Annotated in this window: 17 protein-coding genes; 1 reads left to right on the top strand and 16 read right to left on the bottom strand. The window is 54.7% G+C overall.

Annotation, left to right across the window (positions count from 1 at the left end; translation table 11 throughout):
* Positions 1 to 2 precede the first annotated feature (2 nt).
* The 13 genes from atpG to P6M73_RS06375 form a co-directional block, all read right to left on the bottom strand.
* Positions 3 to 875: an ATP synthase F1 subunit gamma gene (gene atpG / locus P6M73_RS06435; protein WP_277855291.1), complete on the bottom strand. Its 873-nt coding sequence runs from the start codon at positions 873 to 875 to the stop codon at positions 3 to 5.
* A gap of 3 nt (positions 876 to 878) precedes the next feature.
* The gene (atpA, locus tag P6M73_RS06430) at positions 879 to 2,399 is read right to left on the bottom strand and encodes a F0F1 ATP synthase subunit alpha (RefSeq protein WP_277855290.1); all 1,521 of its coding nucleotides are present in this window, start codon (positions 2,397 to 2,399) and stop codon (positions 879 to 881) included.
* The gene (locus tag P6M73_RS06425; protein ID WP_277855289.1) at positions 2,396 to 2,950 is read right to left on the bottom strand and encodes a F0F1 ATP synthase subunit delta; all 555 of its coding nucleotides are present in this window, start codon (positions 2,948 to 2,950) and stop codon (positions 2,396 to 2,398) included. Before P6M73_RS06425 ends, atpA begins: the two co-directional genes overlap by 4 nt.
* The gene (locus P6M73_RS06420; protein WP_277855288.1) at positions 2,950 to 3,432 is read right to left on the bottom strand and encodes a F0F1 ATP synthase subunit B; all 483 of its coding nucleotides are present in this window, start codon (positions 3,430 to 3,432) and stop codon (positions 2,950 to 2,952) included. Before P6M73_RS06420 ends, P6M73_RS06425 begins: the two co-directional genes overlap by 1 nt.
* Before the next feature lie 53 nt (positions 3,433 to 3,485).
* Positions 3,486 to 3,716 (bottom strand): ATP synthase F0 subunit C, encoded by a 231-nt coding sequence (gene atpE, locus P6M73_RS06415; protein ID WP_277855287.1) that lies wholly within the window; start codon positions 3,714 to 3,716, stop codon positions 3,486 to 3,488.
* Between the two features lie 146 nt (positions 3,717 to 3,862).
* Positions 3,863 to 4,582 carry a F0F1 ATP synthase subunit A gene (locus P6M73_RS06410; RefSeq protein ID WP_277855286.1) on the bottom strand — a complete coding sequence of 240 codons (720 nt, stop codon included), beginning with the start codon at positions 4,580 to 4,582 and terminating at the stop codon, positions 3,863 to 3,865.
* Between the two features lie 484 nt (positions 4,583 to 5,066).
* Positions 5,067 to 5,420: a hypothetical protein gene (locus tag P6M73_RS06405; RefSeq protein ID WP_277855285.1), complete on the bottom strand. Its 354-nt coding sequence runs from the start codon at positions 5,418 to 5,420 to the stop codon at positions 5,067 to 5,069.
* A 114-nt stretch (positions 5,421 to 5,534) separates the two neighbouring features.
* Positions 5,535 to 6,164, bottom strand: a complete 630-nt coding sequence (upp, locus tag P6M73_RS06400; protein WP_277855284.1) for a uracil phosphoribosyltransferase — start codon at positions 6,162 to 6,164, stop codon at positions 5,535 to 5,537.
* A gap of 238 nt (positions 6,165 to 6,402) precedes the next feature.
* Positions 6,403 to 6,840 (bottom strand): arsenate reductase/protein-tyrosine-phosphatase family protein, encoded by a 438-nt coding sequence (locus tag P6M73_RS06395; RefSeq protein ID WP_277855283.1) that lies wholly within the window; start codon positions 6,838 to 6,840, stop codon positions 6,403 to 6,405.
* A complete protein-coding gene (locus P6M73_RS06390; protein ID WP_277855282.1) occupies positions 6,837 to 7,931 on the bottom strand; it encodes an L-threonylcarbamoyladenylate synthase in 1,095 nt (364 codons plus the stop codon). The genes P6M73_RS06395 and P6M73_RS06390 overlap by 4 nt, the downstream gene beginning before the upstream one ends.
* A gap of 69 nt (positions 7,932 to 8,000) precedes the next feature.
* Positions 8,001 to 9,083 (bottom strand): peptide chain release factor 1, encoded by a 1,083-nt coding sequence (gene prfA / locus P6M73_RS06385; RefSeq protein WP_277855281.1) that lies wholly within the window; start codon positions 9,081 to 9,083, stop codon positions 8,001 to 8,003.
* An 80-nt stretch (positions 9,084 to 9,163) separates the two neighbouring features.
* Positions 9,164 to 10,915, bottom strand: a complete 1,752-nt coding sequence (prmC, locus tag P6M73_RS06380; protein WP_277855280.1) for a peptide chain release factor N(5)-glutamine methyltransferase — start codon at positions 10,913 to 10,915, stop codon at positions 9,164 to 9,166.
* Positions 10,916 to 10,959: 44 nt separating this feature from the next.
* Entirely contained in the window at positions 10,960 to 11,622 is a 663-nt protein-coding gene (locus tag P6M73_RS06375) for a thymidine kinase (RefSeq protein WP_277855279.1), read from the bottom strand.
* A gap of 171 nt (positions 11,623 to 11,793) precedes the next feature.
* Here P6M73_RS06375 and rpmE point away from each other — a divergent pair, with 171 nt between their 5' ends.
* Complete coding sequence (gene rpmE / locus P6M73_RS06370; RefSeq protein ID WP_489666476.1) at positions 11,794 to 12,051, top strand: 50S ribosomal protein L31; 258 nt, start codon at positions 11,794 to 11,796, stop codon at positions 12,049 to 12,051.
* A gap of 234 nt (positions 12,052 to 12,285) precedes the next feature.
* Here rpmE and rho read toward each other — a convergent pair whose 3' ends face one another.
* The 3 genes from rho to P6M73_RS06355 form a co-directional block, all read right to left on the bottom strand.
* Positions 12,286 to 13,971, bottom strand: a complete 1,686-nt coding sequence (rho, locus tag P6M73_RS06365) for a transcription termination factor Rho (RefSeq protein ID WP_277855278.1) — start codon at positions 13,969 to 13,971, stop codon at positions 12,286 to 12,288.
* Positions 13,972 to 14,644: 673 nt separating this feature from the next.
* Positions 14,645 to 17,665 carry an AAA family ATPase gene (locus tag P6M73_RS06360; protein ID WP_277855277.1) on the bottom strand — a complete coding sequence of 1,007 codons (3,021 nt, stop codon included), beginning with the start codon at positions 17,663 to 17,665 and terminating at the stop codon, positions 14,645 to 14,647.
* Positions 17,655 to 18,788, bottom strand: a complete 1,134-nt coding sequence (locus P6M73_RS06355; protein ID WP_277855276.1) for a metallophosphoesterase family protein — start codon at positions 18,786 to 18,788, stop codon at positions 17,655 to 17,657. Before P6M73_RS06355 ends, P6M73_RS06360 begins: the two co-directional genes overlap by 11 nt.
* Positions 18,789 to 18,923: the final 135 nt, after the last annotated feature.

The following is an 18,923-nucleotide window of genomic DNA, read 5'->3' as shown; positions in this document are numbered from 1 at the left end:
TCCTATTTCAAAGCTTCCGCACCGCCGATGATCTCGGTGATCTCCTGAGTGATGACACTCTGGCGGAGGCGGTTCAGCTGCCGTGACAGATCCCGCAGGATGTCATCGGCATTTTTATTGGCACTGTCCATGGCCTTCATCCGGGTGGAGTGTTCCACCGTCTTGGCATGGAGCAGCATGTGATACATTTTCTCTTTCAGGTACATGCCAAGGATTTGATCCTGCATCATGGCCGGATCCGGGTCAAAGTCGAACCGGGCAGCAATCTCGTCGGACTCCCGCCGGGGGCGCGCAAAGGGCAGCAGCGTTTCCACCCGGATCTCATCGCGCAGGGCGGAGAGATAATGGTTGTAAATGATGCGAACCTCACTGACCTGACCAGTCCGATACAGTTCCAGCGGGTCTCTCAGCAGCAGTGCCGCTTCCCGCGGTCCCGGCAGATCACCCAGAGGAAACTCCTTCAGCGATCCCGCCTCGAGGTGTTCGTTGATCGGGGCGGTTCCCCGGTACCCCGTCGTCAGAATCAGAGGTTCCTTTGATTCCTGGGCAATGATCGCGATCGCCTCATGGGCCAGGCTGGAGTTATAGCCGCCGACCAGACCCTTGTCTGAGTTGAGCATCAGGTATAACCGTCGGGCCTGAGGATTCGGACTTTGAAGGAACAGCCCCGGGGTCTCCTCCGTGGGCGGAATGGAATTGAGGATCTCATTGACAATTTCACTGAAGGATTCATAATGGGCTGTATTTCCTGTCAGCAGGATTCGGGCCCGCTGATACTTGGAAGTAGCCACCAGCCCCATTGCCATGGTGATCTTGCGCGTCGACTTGACGGTCTTCAGCCTCCGCTTCAGCGCGATCAGAGTCGTTCCTGCCATGGTCTACACCTGCTCTCCGCTGTAGTATTCCCGGGTGAACTCCTCAATGGCTTCATCCAGTTCGCGCTGCAGAGCCGGGGATAGTTCCCCCGTGCTGATAATGGCTTTGCCGATGCTGGCATGGTAGGTGTCCATAAAATCAAGGAATTCGCGCTCGAAGGTGCGAACCTCGCGCACGGCCACCTGATTCAGCTTGTTGTTCATGACGGCATACAGGATCATGATCTGCTTTTCGTAGCGCATCGGTTCAAACTGCTGCTGTTTCAGGACTTCCACAATGCGCTGCCCCTTGTCCAGCAGACTGCGCGAGGATTCATCCAGGTCTGTGCCGAACTGGGCAAAGGATTCCAGTTCCCGGTACTGCGCCAGATCCAGTCTCAGTTTGCCCGCTACCCGCTTCATCGCCTTGGTCTGGGCATTGCCGCCGACGCGGGATACCGAAATACCCGGGTTGATGGCCGGACGGATGCCGTTGTAGAACAGATCCGATTCCAGAAAGATCTGGCCGTCGGTAATGGAAATGACATTGGTCGGGATATAGGCGGTAATGTCGCCGGCCAGGGTTTCAACGATGGGCAGAGCCGTCATGGAACCGCCTCCCAGATCATCGGACAGACGGGCTGCCCGTTCCAGCAGACGGGAGTGGATGTAGAAGACATCTCCCGGGTAAGCTTCCCGTCCCGGCGGACGCCGGAGCAGAAGCGACATGGCCCGGTATGCCACCGCATGCTTGGACAGATCATCATACACGATCAGGACATCCCGTCCCTTGTTCATGAAGTACTCCCCGATGGTACAGCCGGTATAGGCCGACAGGTACTGCAGCGGAGCGCTTTCTGCCGCCGTGGCTGCCACGATCGTGGTATAGTCCATGGCCCCGGCCTTGGTCAGAATATTGTAGATATTCGCCACGTTGCTCTGCTTTTGGCCGATGGCCACATAGATGCACAGAACGTTCTTGTTCTTTTGATTCAGAATCGTATCCAGCGCGATCTGGGTCTTGCCGGTCTGCCGGTCGCCGATGATCAGCTCCCGCTGACCCCGGCCGATGGGTACCATGGAATCGATGGCCTTGATACCGGTTTCCAGCGGAACAGTGACCGATTTTCGCTCAATGATGCCCGGCGCCTGGATTTCCACCGGCCGGAACAGCTTGGGCTCAATGTGCCCCTTGCCGTCGATGGCTTCACCTAAGGAGTTGACAACCCGGCCGATCATTTCTTCTCCGACGGGAACCTCCACCACACGTCCGGTTTTACGAACAAAATCGCCTTCCTTGATGGAATCTGAAGGACCGAGCACAACGGCTCCGACATTGTCATATTCCAGGTTCAGCGCCATGGCTTTGATGCCGCCCGGCATTTCCAGCAATTCGCCTTCCATGCAGTCATCCAGCCCGTAAATACGGGCGACACCGTCGCCGATCTGGACGACGGTGCCGGAGTCTACCGTCTGGACTTTCTTGTCAAACCGCTCGATTTCTTTGCGGATGACGGAAGTTATTTCTTCTGGTTTAATTCTCATTCTGCATTTACCTCAATGGTGGTGATCATGGATTTTTTCAGGTCATCCAGCATGGACCGGACACTGCCGTCGATGAGCTGGTCTCCCACCTGAATCAGAATTCCGCCGATCAGGTCCGGATCGATGGTCTCTTCCAGTTCGATCTGTTTCTGATAACGGTCCATGAGTTTCTGGCGCAGCGCGGTTCGCTGGTAGTCCTTTAAGGGCTGAACCGTGCGAATTCTGGCAACCAGAATCCCGCGCTCGTCCAGGTCAGTCTTTTTCAGTTCTTCCAGCTTTTCGCGCAAAAACAGAATCCGGTCTTTTTCAATCAGGATCAGAAGGAAGGTCAGCAGGTCTTCATCCATTTTGCCTTTAAACAGCTGAATAAAGAACTTCTTCTTTTCCTTCAGGGAAATTTCCGGATGCTTGATCAGCTGCTGAAACTCAGCGGACTCATCGATGACCTGGACGACGGCAGTCAGATCCTGGATGTACTTATTGACCTTATCCTTGGACTTTGCCACATCGTAGAGCGCCTGTGCATACCGTTTGTCTAGGAATTCATACATTATGCTTCATCCATCCTTCCCAGGATGTCATCGATGAGGCGGTCATGAGTCGCTTCCGTCGCATCTTCTCCGATGGCTTTGCGCGACAGCGTGCTGGCCAGTTCCACGACACTGCGTCTGGTTTCTTTTCTGGCCTGTTCGCGTTCCCGGTCTGCGTCAAGGGTTCCCCGCTGAACAATCAGGCGGGCTTCGGTGCGGGCGTCCTCTAAGATATCGTCATACAGGACTTCGGCTTTTTTCTTGTAGTCATTAATGATCCGGACCCCTTCCTGCTTGGCGGTCCGATGATCCTGGGTCGCCTTGGCCAGCAGCGACTCCGCTTCCGTGCGATCGGCTGCTGCCTGCTCCATGTTTTCCTGGATCATGGCCGTGCGCTGATCCATTGCCGCTTTGATTTTCCCAAAGAAAAACTTGCGGACAATGAGATAGAAAATAAGGAAATTCAGTATGCTTACTACAATTTCCGACAGATGAATACTCATGGTTCATTCCTCCCGTTTTAATGGATCGTCTGATGAATCGTCTGATGAATCGATTAGCTTACTCCGACAAAAATCAGAAGGATGGCAACCAGCAGTCCATAGATGGCGGTTGCTTCCGCAAACGCGGATCCGATAACCAGAACTGTAATGATCTTACCGGATGCGTCCGGCTGGCGTGATACGGATTCAACCGCCTTAGCCGTTGCCAGACCTGTTGAAATTCCTGCGCCCATACCTGTTAAAACCGCAATGGCTGCTGCCAGCGCTCTCAATCCTAATTCCATAATTTGTTAACTCCTTGTTCCTTTGGTTTGATTTCAATGTGTGTTCGAATTGTTCTGAATGTCAGCTATTGTAAAGTGTCCGATCAGGCGGGCACCCTGTTTTTCATTGGTTGCATCAGCAGGTGGGAACTTAGAATCCCCGGGCATCAATGCTCATGTTCTTCCGAGGATTCCTCTGCGATCAGCTTGATCTGGATCATGGTCAGGAACGTGAAGATCACGGCCTGAATGGCTCCGTCAAAGATGTCAAAGTACATGTGGAACGGGATCGGAATCACCAGACCGATAGCGGTCTGAATTTCCAGCAGCGCTCCATAGATCAGTGACATAATGACCGTGGCAGCCAGGATATTTCCGAACAGCCGCAACGCCAGACTGATTGGGAAGATGAGCCGTTCCAGTAAAGTAATCGGCAGCAGCAGCGGCATCGGCTTGATGTAGGATTTCAGGTACCCTTTCACTCCCGCCGATCGAATGGCGTGGCCATGAATAATGGTAAAAGAAATCAAACCCAGTCCCAGAGTGGTGGAAAAACTGGAAGTCGCCGGCTTGAAGCCGAACAGACCGACAAAGTTCTGTCCCATCAGGTAACTGATCAGGGCGCCGATGAACGGAACAAACTGAAAGTAGCCTTCTCCCATATTTTCTCGAACCAGTCCATAAACAGCGCCGTAAATTGTTTCTGACAGAATCTGGCGCCGCTCGGTCGGCAGCACACTCATTCGGTGACCCAGATAGATAAACAGCAGCGACAGCACGATCATTACGCCGGTGGATACCAGCATGGGCTTTGTGACAGCCAGTTCCAGACTGCCTATTTTGAGTACGTGTAGTGGTCCTTCGGTGATGAAGTCGACCATATGCATGTAAGCATCACTCCCCTTTTTAAAATTTTAAACTGCGCGGTCCGATGGGTATGGCCAACGACAGGTCCTGACCGGCACTGTCCCGAAAAATGTCAAAAAAAACAGAGACAGTCCTGTCGGAATGTCCCTGGTTTTATCTGAATCCTCTTGAGGGGCAAGGCGGCTTTTCATTATTCGGTCTATGACCTGATCTATTGAGTTTGAATAATAAGATCAATGATTCCAGTATGTTCCACATCCATCGTTTTTCAGCTCAAACATACAAAATTATATGCCTCTTACTGAGTCGAATCAAGGAGTAAATTCAATTTGATGCAACTGAAAACGTTGTAACGAACATTATTTAAACAATACTTAACAATTCCTCTCCCGTAATATGAAAAAACCGGTCAAAGTGACCGGTTTTCCAACAAATGTTGATAATTGGTCGGTTTCAGGCCGGATTCCGCCCTGTTCTGCAGTCCAGCGCAGTCCAAATCGAGTATTATGTCAACTTTTTCGTGTACAGCAGGATGCCGCCAAACAGCAGAGTGTAACCTACAAAGTAGAAAATTCCCAGCACTGGCTGAATACTGATCAAAAGCCAGGCCACTAGAACGGTAATCAGGATCTTCCCGAAATGGAGCAGTACGGTGAGAAATACTCCGCCGGAGCGGATGGCTGCTGCCGTCATCCGGACACTGAGCAGAAATCCCCCCGTGGCAACCAGGCTGCCAAGCAGCAGGGCCAACCCGGCCATCCCACCCCAGATCAGAGCGGACAGACCGGCCAGTGGCAAAGCGACAAACAGGCTGACCTGAATGACGCTCCTCAAAAGTGGCTTGAATTCATGATCCATGGTTCCCACTCCGTTCCCGGTCCGGCTGATCCGGATCCGCTTCTGAAAAAAATGCCGGCGGCAAATGGAAAAGGGATCTGATGCAGATCCCCTGTGTTCTCGTCGCGGACCGGATCATTTGGTGCCGAACAGGCGGTCGCCCGCATCGCCCAGACCAGGAATGATGTAGCCCTTCTCATTGAGTTTCTCATCAATGGATGCCAGATAGATGTCCACATCCGGGTGAGCTGCCTGAAGAGCTTGTATTCCTTCCGGGGCCGCGATCAGTCCGACAAAGCGGATGGAGGTGGCCCCCCGGCGCTTCAGCAGCGTGACTGCATCGGCGGCGGAGCCGCCGGTGGCGAGCATGGGATCCACGAGAATGATGTCCCGTTCGTTGATGTCCTGGGGCAGCTTGCAGAAGTATTCCACCGGCTGCAGGGTGGTTTCATCGCGATAAAGACCGATGTGACCGACTTTGGCCGCCGGAATCAGCTTGCGCATTCCTTCTACCATGCCCAGCCCTGCTCTCAGGATCGGAACAATGGCCAGCTTCTTGCCCGAAAGCATCTGGCACTTGGCAGGTCCCATCGGGGTTTCGATGACTACCTCCTCGGTATGGATGTTTCTGGTCACTTCATAAGCCATCAGCATGGCAATTTCTTCCACTACCTCACGGAATTCCTTGGATCCGGTATCTTTATCCCGGATAATTGCCAGCTTGTGCTGGATTAACGGATGTCTGATCTCTGTCACTGTACTCATTGGCTGTATCCTCCCTGCCTATCTGAATGTCGGAACAGGCCGGCCGATGCGGCGGACTCTGCCCTTATTTTGGTACGTCGTTCTTTTTTATTATATATCAAATGAAATATCATTTCATTTTTCGTGCGGAACTTTTCTTCTCCGGTTATTTTTCGTTAATTTGCTTCCGGATCCCCGATGCCCTGTTCCCGGGAATTCCCAGGATTCTCCATCCTGACGTCCGAAGTTTTCATTCGGCTCAGCCCATCTCCTGATCGCGAAGTCGTTTCACCACCCGGATCATCAGATCAGTCAAGCGGTCAAAGGTGGCTTCGTAATCAGACAGTGGTCCCCCAAAGGGATCCGGGATGTCCCCGCTGTCACCGGCATAGTCCGCCAGGGCATAGACTCGGGGGCAATCCGTGAGATTGCGGACAAAATCTGCCTGATCCCGGGTCATGGTCAATACGAGTCCGGCATCCCGGCAATCGTCCCCGGAGAGCTTGCGGGCAGGCTGATTCAGCTCCAGATTCAGGCGCTGCCGGAGCACCGTCCGGGTGTTGGGGTGGGTGGAAGTACCCGGTGCAATGAATAGTCCCCGCGACTCGACCTCAAGCTCCGGCGCCAGGGCTTTCAGGATTCCTTCTGCCATCGGGCTGCGGCAGGTATTGCCGGTACAGACAAAAATCACCTTCATTCCTTCACCTCCACCACGTCATAAGCCGCCGCTTTCTTGAGGCGGTTCATCAGTGACAGGCCCAAACCGGTTTCCGCCACGGCTTCCACCCAGATTCCGGTATAGCCCTGATCGTCAGCCCAGCGCAATGTTTCAAAAATCTCTCGGGCAGCTTCTGTCACGGATCCAAAGCGAACAACGGATGGATCCGAGTCGGCTGCGTCTGGCCCAAAAACGGTTCCGGACCAACTCGTGGTCGGATTCTGGTCCAAGCCGTCCGCGTCGATCAGCACGGCCAGGGTCTGCTCGTCCTTTCGGGTCTGCAGGTAGAGCTGCACCGCCTGCCGGGTTCCGCGCAGCAGCGTAACCTTGGCTCTGGGCGCATAATGGCGATACTTCATGCCCGGGGCCCGCGGCGACTCATCCCCCTGGAGGGTGGCCGACGGAACATAGACCACCTCGCCCAGGACCGCCCGCAGTTCTTCCAGCGTAATGGCGCCGGGCCGGAGCAGTTCCGGGACAGTGCCAGACAGGTCAATGATGGTGGATTCAAGCCCGACCCGGGACTGATCCATTCCAAGGATCAGATCAACCCGGCCCATCAGGTCCTCCTGGCAGCGGCGGAAGGTGGTCGGTGAGGGCCGCCCCGAAATATTGGCCGACGGCGCCGCAATGCCGCAGCCGGCCGCCTTGATCAACGCCAGCGCGGCCGGCTGATCCGGCATCCGGACCCCTACTGTATCCAGTCCGCCCGTGGTTTGGGCCGGCACACCGGGATCTTTCTTCATGATAATGGTCAATGGCCCCGGCCAGTAGCGATCCATCAGCCGGACGGCGGCCGGCGGAATTTCGGATACTATACCCGAAAGATCGCGGTCTGCCACGTGGATGATGAGCGGATTGTCGGAGGGGCGGCCCTTGGCCCGATAGATGCCCTGAACCGCCAGGGGATCCATGGCATTGGCTCCCAGTCCGTAGACCGTCTCCGTCGGGAAGACCACCGTTCCGCCGGCTCGAATGACGGCTCCGGCTTCCTCATATACCTTTTGACGCGACGCTTCATCCATTGCGGTCAGATCATAGCAGCGTGTCGGGATGTTCAGTTCTTCCACGGTTACCTCCTGTCGATTGATTCTGAAAAAAATGCAGTCTTCCGAGGAAGCTGCATTTTTTGAAACCTATCAGTTTCCACTATTCCCCATCAGCTTGAGCTTTTCGCTCTGATCGTAAGCCGTCAGGGCATCCAGCATTTCATCGATATCGCCATCCATGAAGGTTTCCAGCTTGTATAAGGTCAGTCCGATGCGGTGATCCGTCACGCGCCCCTGCGGATAGTTATAGGTCCGGATCCGCTCCGAGCGGTCTCCGGTTCCAACCTGGGACCGCCGCTCATCCGCGATGTTCTGGCTGCGTTCCTGCTCCGCGATCTCGTACAGTCTGGCCTGAAGCACTTTGAGCGCCTTTTCTTTGTTCTTCAGCTGGGATTTTTCATCCTGCATGGCCACCACCAGTCCGGACGGAATATGGGTAATCCGGACGGCTGAGTCGGTCGTATTGACGGACTGCCCACCGTTGCCTGAGGACCGGTAAACATCGATGCGCAGATCGTTGGGATCGATCTGGACGTCCACATCATCGACTTCCGGCAGAACAGCCACCGTCGCGGTGGAGGTGTGAATCCGACCGGAGGATTCCGTTTCCGGAACCCGCTGAACCCGGTGCACGCCGGACTCGTACTTGAGCCGGGAGTAGGCTCCCTCTCCCTTAATCATGAAAACGACTTCCTTAAAGCCGCCGATATCCGTTTCATTCAGGGACATCAGCTCCACCCGCCAGCCTCTGGATTCCGCGTACTTGACATAGAGTCGGTACAGCGAATGGGCAAACAGAGCCGCTTCATCACCGCCGGCACCGCCGCGGATTTCCACAAAGACGTTTTTCTTGTCATTGGGATCCGTCGGGATGAGCAGGATCCGAATCTCATCGTGAATTTTCTCGATTTCTGCTTCCAGGATCTTGTTGTCTTCCTGGAACATTTCCTTCATGTCCGGATCCAGTCCGTTTTCTGACAGCATAGCCTTGTTTTCTTCCAGCTGCTTCTCTCTGGACTTATATTCCCGATACTTGGTTACGATATCTTCCAGATCGGAATGCTCCCGCACCAGCTTCTGCCAGGCAGCCTGGTTCTGCATGATCACCGGGTCCGCGATCTGATGAGACAGTTCGTCATATTTATTTTCTATAAAGCTGAGTTTTTTCAGCATATTCATCACTCCATTTCGATTTCAACTTTGATTTGTCCGCCACTTCGATCTTGTTTGTCTTTCCTTGGTGTCCGGCGTCGCTACAAATCGCGGATCCAGGTGGCCCGAACCACACGGTCCTGTCCGGCCAAGTCCCCGATTACCTGAGGATCCTGCCAGTTGAACCGCCGCAGCAGATCTGCCACCGCCGTTCCCTGATCGGCTCCGATCTCAAAGAACAGGACGCCGCCCTGGGTAATATACTGCCGGGCTTTGTCCGAGATCCGTTCATAGAACTGAAGTCCGCTCTCGCCGCCGTCCAGGGCCTGTTTGGGCTCAAACTCCCTGACATCACGGGGGAGAGTTCGAATCTCCCGGCTGCGGATATAGGGCGGGTTGGAAACGATCAGATGGAACTCCTCTGACCCGTCAATGGCGTCAAACAAATCGCCGACCAGGAACCGAGTCCGGTCTTCGACCTTGAGATTCTGTGCATTCATCCGGGCAACGGCCATGGCCCGCGGGCTGATATCAGCCAGCACCAGACGAGAGTTGGGATAAAGGGCAGCCAGGGACAATCCGATGGCCCCGGAACCGGAACAAAGATCCAGGATTCGGACGGGCTCCCCGGTCTGAGGCAGTAATTTCAAGGTCAGGAGAGCCTCCTCGACCAGAATCTCCGTATCGGGTCTGGGAATCAGTGTGGACTCATTGACGATGAAGTCCATCCCCATGAATTCCTTGTGCCCCGTAATATAGCTGATGGGCATATGGCTGCGCCGTTTGCTGATGACATCCCGGAACCGATCGTACTCTGAAAAGGTGACGGTTGCCTCGGGATGAGCCAGCAGATAGCTCCGGTCATGTCCGGTCACAAAGCTGAGCAGGACATCCCGGTCCAGCGCTGCGCCTTCCAGTCCTTTCAACCGTTCATCGGCATAGGCTTTCAGTTCCTTGATCGTGAAGGGCAGATTTTCCGAACGCTTCAGCGCAGTGATGGCCACTTCGATCATGGCATCATCGGGTTCCGCAGTCGTAATGCGCTGCATCAGGCGTCCCGGCAGACTGATGGCGCGGGACAGCGGGGTATCATTGGCTCCCAGCCACAGAATCAGTTCAAACGTCAGACCGGCAACCACCGGGATCAGCAGAACTTTGGAGACAACCCGAATAAACGGATCAAAGCTTGGGACGAAGGAGTAGACAACGATGGACATGATCAGAACCAGAAACATAAAATTCGTGCCGCAGCGGGCATGATAGCGGGAAGACTGGCGAACATTGGCCACGGTCAGTTCTCGGTCGTTTTCGTAGGCATCGATGACCTTGTGCTCCGCCCCGTGATACTTGAACACCCGGCGAATATCCGGGATCCGGGAGATGGCCAGGAGATAGAGAATGAACAGAACCAGCTTGATGACTGCTTCCAGAAGGTTCAGAGCCAGCCGGTTCCCCTCCGGCCGGATCAGGAATCGGGCCAGCAGAGTAGGCAGCACCGTAAAGAAAATCAGAGCCAGCCCCAGAGACAATCCAATGGTCAGGGCATTTTCGATCTGCTCTCCGCGTCCGCCGGAGATGCGATCCACAAACGCGGCAAAGCCGGTCCGCGGCGTGGAAGGTTCCTCGTAAAAACGGGCCGCATAATTCATCATGCGCAAGCCCGTCGCCAGGGAGTCAACCAGGCTGAATACTCCGCGCAGCACAGGCGTCTTGCGCCATGCAGAACTGTTGTATTGAATTGGTTCCGTCAGCGTTTCAATCACCCCGTCCGGAGTTCTGACGCTGGTTGCCACACAGTGGCTGCCACGCATCATTACGCCTTCCAGGACCGCCTGTCCTCCTACATTTTTCATGCTTTTCATTCCTTATCTTAAAAATTACTTTTCGTGCGATTTTTCTATTCCCCAGACTGGGACAACCAACCGACTGCCTGGCAGACCTGCTCGGGCTGGTTGTCCTGCGGCCGCTTTGCGGCTTCATACTCATCTTTCAGGCGAAAGTAGCAATCCGGGCAAAGGGACTGGTATTCAATGTCCGCCTGATTGTCGATGGCCACCTGCTCGCCTTCGAAAACAAATCGGCCGTTGACCTTGCGGCCGTTGAACGTTGCTTTGCGGCCGCAGGTGCAGATGGTCTTCATCTCCTCAATGCTGTGAGCCAGCAGGAGGAGCCGCTGTGCGCCCTCAAAGCCATTGGTGGAAAAGTCCGTCCGCAGGCCATAGGCAATGACCGGAATCTTCAGGCGAATCGTCACCGCCAGCAGTTCATCCACCTGCGCCGTTTTCAGGAACTGCGCTTCATCTACCAGAACGCAGTCGATGGGCTGGGTCTTCAGCCGTTCTTCTATGATTTCAAACAACCGGTCGGTGCCCTGTACCATCAAATCCACATGGCGCGAGACGCCGATGCGTGAGATCAGGGTATCGCCCCCCTTGGTGTCAATCTGAGGCTTGATCAGAAAGACCTTCATCCCCCGCTCCTCATAATTGAAGGCGACCTGCATCAGGGCGGTGGATTTTCCTGAGTTCATCGCGCCATATCGAAAATATAATTTAGCCATGGTTTCCTCTTCAGCAGTGGATCCGAAAAATCGCATCCGTTCTCAAGATAATATTATACTGTAAAACATCGCGGATTACGAGAATTTTATTGACTTTGAATCGGAGGTTCTGATATCATTGAATAGTTAATTGATACAGTTCCTGACAAATTATGATTTGAGGTGAAAAAAATGAGAGAAGGCATACATCCAAAGTACAACCACGAATCCGTTGTTAAGTGTGCATGTGGAAACACTTTCGTCACCGGCTCGGTAAAGGACGAACTGAAAGTTGAAATATGTTCTCAGTGCCATCCTTTCTTCACAGGCAAACAGAAGATCGTTGATGTCGGTGGAAGAGTTGATCGGTTCAAGAAGAAATTCGAAAAGAGAACTGTCAAGAACGCTGCGCCTGTTGACGCCCCGGTCGAAGAAAATACTGCTGAATAATGACCCGTTCATTATTCCAGGGAGATCCCACGGTACTTCGTGGGATCCTTTATTTTTTGGGCGGAGCCATCCGCCCGTCCGGGAGCCGGCAGGATTGCCGGCTCTCCAAAGCACCCGATTGGTCGAATGCCGTCGGTTTCGCTCATTTTCCCCGGATCACATGAATTCTGTTCAATACGCCAAGTCCGAACCATCCGGTTCCATCGATCGGTTGTGTACTGACTCTCATGGTTATCAGCTGCGTTCGGTCAGCTGCACTTTTTTGAGTGCATCCATGAACTCTTCATTCGTTTCTGAATTGTCCAGCAGTGATATCAGTTCCTGAGTGACTTTGCTGATTTCGGAAGTCCGGTAGAGCAGTGCGCGGATTTTGCGAACCGCTTCCAGCTCATCGCCGGTCAGAATCAGTTCTTCCTTTCGGGTGCCGGACCGGTATATATCGATGGCCGGGAAAATCCGCCGTTCCTGGAGCCGGCGGTCCAAATGAACTTCCATGTTGCCCGTGCCCTTAAATTCTTCAAAGATCATGTCATCCATCCGGCTGCCGGTATCCACCAGCGCAGTGGCCAGAATCGTCAGTGATCCGCCGTTGCGAATGTTGCGGGCAGCTCCGAAAAACTTCTTGGGCATCAGAAGTGCCGCCGGATCCAATCCGCCGGACAATGTCCGGCCCGATGGAGTAACCGTCAGGTTATAGGCCCGGGACAGTCTGGTCAGAGAGTCCAGCAGAATGACAACGTCCTTCTTATGCTCAACCAGACGCTTGGCCCGCTCCAGCACCATGCCTGCCACTTTGATATGATTCATCGGATCTTCATCAAAGGTCGAGTAGATGACTTCACCCTGGATGGATTCCCTCATATCAGTGACTTCCTCCGGCCGCTCATCAATCAGCAGCACGATGAGGACTGTCTCCGGGTTATTGATGTGGATGTGCTGGGCAATCTTTTTCAGGATCGTGGTCTTTCCGGCTTTGGGCGGAGCGACGATCATGCCGCGCTGCCCTTTGCCCACAGGACTGATGATATCCATGATCCGGGTCGACATGTCGTTTCGTTCCGGAACTTCCAGACGAAGCCGCTGATTGGGATAAATCGGGGTCAGCGTTTCAAAGTCCCGGCGCGTGATCGCGCTGCCCGGGGGATCTCCATTGACGCGATCCACATAGAACAGCGCCTTGAATTTCTCCCCTTCCCGGGTGGGGCGGGTTTTTCCGGCGACTTCATCCCCGGTTTTCAGTCGGAAGCGGCGAATCTGGGTGGGTGATACATAAATGTCATCCGGTGTAGTCAGGTAGTTGTCGCCGCGAAGGAAGCCGAAGCTGTTCTGATCCATGATTTCCAGGATACCTGTCACTTCAATGGTATCCGGCGGGAAGGAGCGTTCACCGGAGTCCGACCGATCCTCCGCGGAACGGGCAGTGCTTCGTTCATAACCCGCGGACCCGTCCCGCTCAGACCGCATCGGTTCAAACCGTCGGGAAAGCTTCTCTTTCAAGGCGATTCCGTTCCGATCCACATAAGATGTTTCCCGCGACGAACCGGCTTCTGCTGAGCTCCCCACTCCGGCAGCTGTCGCTTCCTGAACGGCCTGGCCGATTTGCGGCGGATAACCGCCCCCCGCCGCCGGTTCCGCTGAGGGACTCGCCCCCAGCTCCTGGTCTGCCTCATGCTGATAGGGAGCAAACTCATCCCCAGTCCTGTTATCGAGCTCGTCCGCGGCTTCGGACGGATCCGGTCCTTCTGAAGCCTCAGAATCGACCAGCTCCGCGGCTGGTTTTACCTGATCCGAATCCTGCAGCAATTCCTCCAGAAGAGCAATCAGTTCCGGCTTGCGCAGCTTGGCAATGCCCTTTACCTGGTTTGCCTTGGCCAGATCCCGCAGTTCATTAAGGGTCAGACGTCTAAAATCAAATTCCATAGTTCACCTGCCTGTGATGGATGTCGAAGAGTGAATGTCAAATGTCGTGGGTGGAATGAGTTGAAACCAACAGAATACAAGGAACAGACAACCCAATGAATAACAAGGCGTCCCAGCGATTTTTTCCATGCAAAAAAACCTGGGCTGATCATAAAAACAAAAACTGGTGGAAGGCTTGGGTCATCTGATGAGTGAAAGAAGAATTTCAGTGAAATGGAAAAGAGGCTAAGAGATTTCGGTTTATCGCCAAAAGTCATTGGCATCAGAAGAAAATTACTGTTCTAATTATCCCTCTACAGGCGAAATTTGTCAATGATTTTTATACAGCCTGAGAAAGCAGACCAGCACGCAACCGTTCAGACAGCTATGCAGACAGTCTGGCAGGCATCTCTATGGAAAGATCATTCGTCAGATCATAGCCCGGTTAGTGGACCGTTATTGAATAGATCATTGATTGGATCATGAAACAGATCAAAAAAAGAGCAGTCGCTGCTTTGGTTCTTGTCCGACCGGCAAGGATCAAGGCAACGGCTGCTTTGGTTCTTGTCCGACCGGCAAGGATCAAGGCAACGGCTGCTTTTCTGGCTCTACAATTTCTGGTTATGATGGAAACTTATCCTGGTTCCATTTCAACATGATTCAGGCTGCCTGATGGTTGTGCCTGCTCCATGGATCAGGTCAGGTCCAGAACTGTGACCTCGGGCATCAAACTGGCCCAGTCCCGGATCCGGCCGTGGCAGGTGAAGAGCACCGTCTGGAGCGGAACGGGTCGGGCGCAGGTATGCTCTTTCAGAAAGTTCAGCCCCTCTCTGGCTCTTGCGTCATCATACTGGGTGAAGATGTCATCCAGGAACAGAGGCAGGGGCTGAGCAGGTGACGAAATGAGATCTGTGATGGCGAGCCGGAGGGCCAGGTATGCCTGATCCACGGTTCCTCCGCTGAGGTAACCCCACTCAAACAGCTGACGCTGATTCCCATCCTCCACCATAATATCAAAGCTGCGGCTGACTCGAACATTCTGATATTTATCCCGGGTCAGCCGTCGCAGAATGGCTCCGGTGCGATCGTTCAGGAGCGGTCCGAAGCTTTGCTGCAGCTCCTCAAAGGCTTCTGTCAGCTTTGTCTGGGCCAGGGTCAGTATCTCATATTGCTCCTGTTTGCCCTTGACGCTCATCCGGGCTTGATCCAGTCGTTCCTCCACCTGGCTGAGATTTTCACGGGATCGGTATTTCTCACGCAGTTCCGCTTCTCTTGCCGCCAGCGTACGGTCCAGGGCGTGGATCTGACCCGTCAGCATCTCCGCCTGATGTTCCAGATCCCGGAGATCGTCCGGATCCGGCAGGGCGGCATCGCGCTCATCCGCTGAAGATTCTGACCAAAGAAGTTTCAACTCTTCCAGCGTATGGTTCTTTTCCAGCTCCTGACGGTTCTGTTCAACGGCTTCCCGCTGAATGGAGAGCTGCTGGCACCGCTCCAGGTCTTCAGTCAGATCCTGCATCAGCCCAGTGGTTTCCTCCAGGGTCTTCACGGTGCGGTATGGCTGCAGATGTGTCAGCAGGTCGTTGATGTGTTCGGTCCGCTGTGCGGCCAGTTGTTCCAGTTCCTGCCTTAATTTTGAGATCTCGCGCCCCAGCTGCTGTACTCTCTGGAGCGACATCTGACTGGTAAGCACCTTCTGAATCGCATCCGTCAGATCTCTGGCCTCCAGCAAATCCAACAGCTCGGCATGTCGTTTTTCCAGGCACTGACCTGTTTGCTGCATCTGATCCAGCTCTTCCAGCAGATTCAGTTCATCCAGCTTTGTCCCCTTGACGGTGAACTGCTCCAGTTCTCTCTGCAGCTCCTCATGCTCCCGGGTCAGTGCACTGAGCCGGCTGGTCAGTCCCAGGACACGGCGCCGGACTTCGTCCAGCTGCGTTTCTGTTGCACCATACCTGGCTTCCATTTCGGCCAGCCGCTGGATTGACCTGTTATAGCCCTGTGTGAGCTCCCCGACCTCCCGGGTGAGCGCTGTGTGCTGCACCAGGCTGCCGGCCTGCTCCTTTTCCAGCTGGTCGATCTGATTCAAGAGCATTGCCCGCAGCTGGTTTGCCTCATCGGGTCCAGCTTCCCCCCGGGAATCAGCCGCTCCCGGAAGCCCGCGATATCCCCAGGCAGCAAACAGCAATGCCAGGATCAGGACTCCATAGAATCCCGGGTGAACCTGACTGCCCAGAATGAGGGCAAGCAGAACCGCCAGACCTGAAAGCGTCAGTGCCGGAAGAGCCCGGCTTCTGTTGCTGTATGAACCGGAGGGTGTTTCCTTCGAGATCTGACCGGCATTGTGACTGAGATCCGCCTGCCACTGCCCCACCTGGAGCCGGCTGCGCGCCATGGCTTCCTCGAGCTGCCTGATTTCCTGCTCTTTCTGCCACTGAGTCTGGCGCTGCTGCTCCTTAGCCTGTTTTGCCTCCTCCAGTTCAACGCGCACAACCTTGTACTGCTCTTCCAGCTGTGTCAGTTCGACCTCAGCTTCCCGCACTTCGGCGGAAGTCTCTTCGCACTGACCAGACAGCATCTCCGCTTTCTGAATGGCTGTGCGGTAAAGGCGCAGCTCCTGCAGCTGCCGGCGCGTCACCTGAAGCTGTTCCTCCAGTTCGGACTGCCGCACCTCGTTGGCTTTCAGCTCTTCCAGCGGTTCCTCCAGAGGACTGGTTCGGTCCGAATCCAGCGCCTCAAGCTCGGTTTCGCGGGCTGACAGATTTTCTTCCAGCGATTGGGTTTTGGCCTCGTTCTGATGAATTCGACGCAGCATCTCATCCGCAGCGGACAGATAGCTCCGATCCATCCGGCCGCCGGAATATGTCAACCGAGCCTCTAGGGCATTCATCTGCCGGGTCAGCTCCAGATGCCGGGTTTCCCGGTCAATGGCAGTGGCCAGCTGATGGGTCCGAAGGATGCCTTCGTTTTTCTTCTGTTCCCTGTCCAGGACGGCTTTGCGCTCAATCAGTTCCCGGCGGCAGTTTTGCTCGCGCTCCAGCTCCTCCTGGGCAGCCAGCTTCTCCAGTTCTTCGGCCTGCGCGGCTCGGCGGCGCTCCTCCAGGTGTTCAACCTCCTGGCGAGCCAGAACCAGCAGTCCGTTCTTCTGATTTTTGCTGACCAGCCGTTCTCTGGCCTGATTCATGGAGTCCAGCGCTGACTGGTAAGAAACCTCCTCGCTGCCTGTGGTTACCAGATTGAGCAGACGCTGGGTCAGTTCCTCCTGTTTGGCTCCGTCGCGGATCAGGCTGGCTCCCTGACTGATAAACACACTTCGGGCAAAAGCATCCTCTCCCAGTCCGAGATATTCCACCCCGGGCTCTTTCCTGGCTTTTACCCGGATCCGTTCCCCGGTTGTTTCGTTGAACAGACTGACCTGATCGGTGACATTGCTCTGGCCAAACACCCGCTCCAGGCGGTACGTGGTTCCATCCGCCTCAAAAATCAGGTGCCCCTTCATTGGGCTGCCATCCCAGGGGCGGTATTTTTTGCGCAAATTGCCCGCGACATCCCGGCCTCGGCCGCTGGACCCGTAGAACATCATCTGAAGAAACGCCATCAGCGTGCTTTTGCCTTCTTCATTGGCCCCGTGGATCACCTGCAGGCCCTGACCCAGCGTCAGGGAATAATCCTGGAACCGGCCGAACCGGTCCAGATGCATTTGTTTAATGATCACAGTCAATCACCTGCCCTTCCAATGCTCGCAGTCCCGCTTCCGACGCCTGGCGCATCCGGTTATTCTGAGCTTCGTCGGCGCCCGCTCCCGCTTCCAGCATTTTCCGGACAAAAATGCCCCGCAGTGAAGTTTCCTGAGCCAGATTGTCAAAGTCCACTTCCATCCGGGTCTCGTCCAGCAGCTGAACATAATGGAGGGTTTCAGCCAGCCGGTTCTCAATGACGGTCCAGGGCAGGACGGTTTCCAGCCCGACCCGACCGGTCAGTCGGATCCGGTAAAAATGATCGGCATAGGAGTCGCCGTGACGTTCCTTCAGCTGGGCTAAAATTGCCGCCTCAGCCTGTGCCTCCGTCCGGAAGCTTGAAACATCCACCGGTTCAATCAGATACTGCCGGCTGGACAGACTTTCGAACTGCAGATCTGCCGCACCGGCTTGAACGGTACCCAGATACACTCCTTTCCGGCCAGTTTCATCGAAACCCCGTCCATCCGGAATGCCCGGGTACGCCCAGGTGGTATGACCCACCCGCTGAATGCCGCTGCATTGGTGAATATGCCCCAGCGCCAGGTAATCCAGTCCCGTGGCCCGGATCTGCTCCGGCTGAATTCCGTGGTATCCGGAGGATTGGCCGGTGCCAACGACATCCGCGTGGAACACTCCCAGTCGAATCCGGCCGGCACAGTCCGGATCAGATTGCGGCAGCAGTACTTCCTCCTGGCGCGATCCGGTAAAGGCGGCTCCGTACACGGATACCGGAAGATCCGGCAAATCCACCCGTTCCAATCCTCCCCTGAAGATGTGGACATTGTCCGGCCAGTCCGGATCCAGGAACGGAGAATCCAAGGCTGCATAATCATGATTTCCCGGCGCGATAAAAACCCGGGAGGAAATGTCTGATAAATATTCCTTTACCGAAGCAACCACCGCCGGATCTATATTAGTTCCTTCAAACAGATCCCCGGCAATGAGAAGCAGATCCACCTGCTCCTTCTGGCACAGCCGGGTCATTCTCCGAAAACTCCCGAGCAGCTCCACCGCCCGCTGGGCGGCGTGTTCGGGAATGGACCAAAGGGATGACCCCAGATGCCAGTCCGCGCAATGCAGTATTTTAATCTTTTCCAATGGGATGCTTCCTCCGTCATTTGAAATTATTCATCACCTGAACTTACGATCCTGTCAAAACTGTCTATACCAAATAAGAATAACAGATCATAGGGACATTCTGTCCATTTTCTCTGCAACCGCAAGCCCGGTTTC

Source organism: Anaerococcoides asporogena, from assembly GCF_029590275.1.
In the GTDB taxonomy this organism is placed as follows: Bacteria; Bacillota; Clostridia; order Clostridiales; family Clostridiaceae; genus JG1575.
This window is presented reverse-complemented; position numbering and strand designations above follow the sequence as displayed.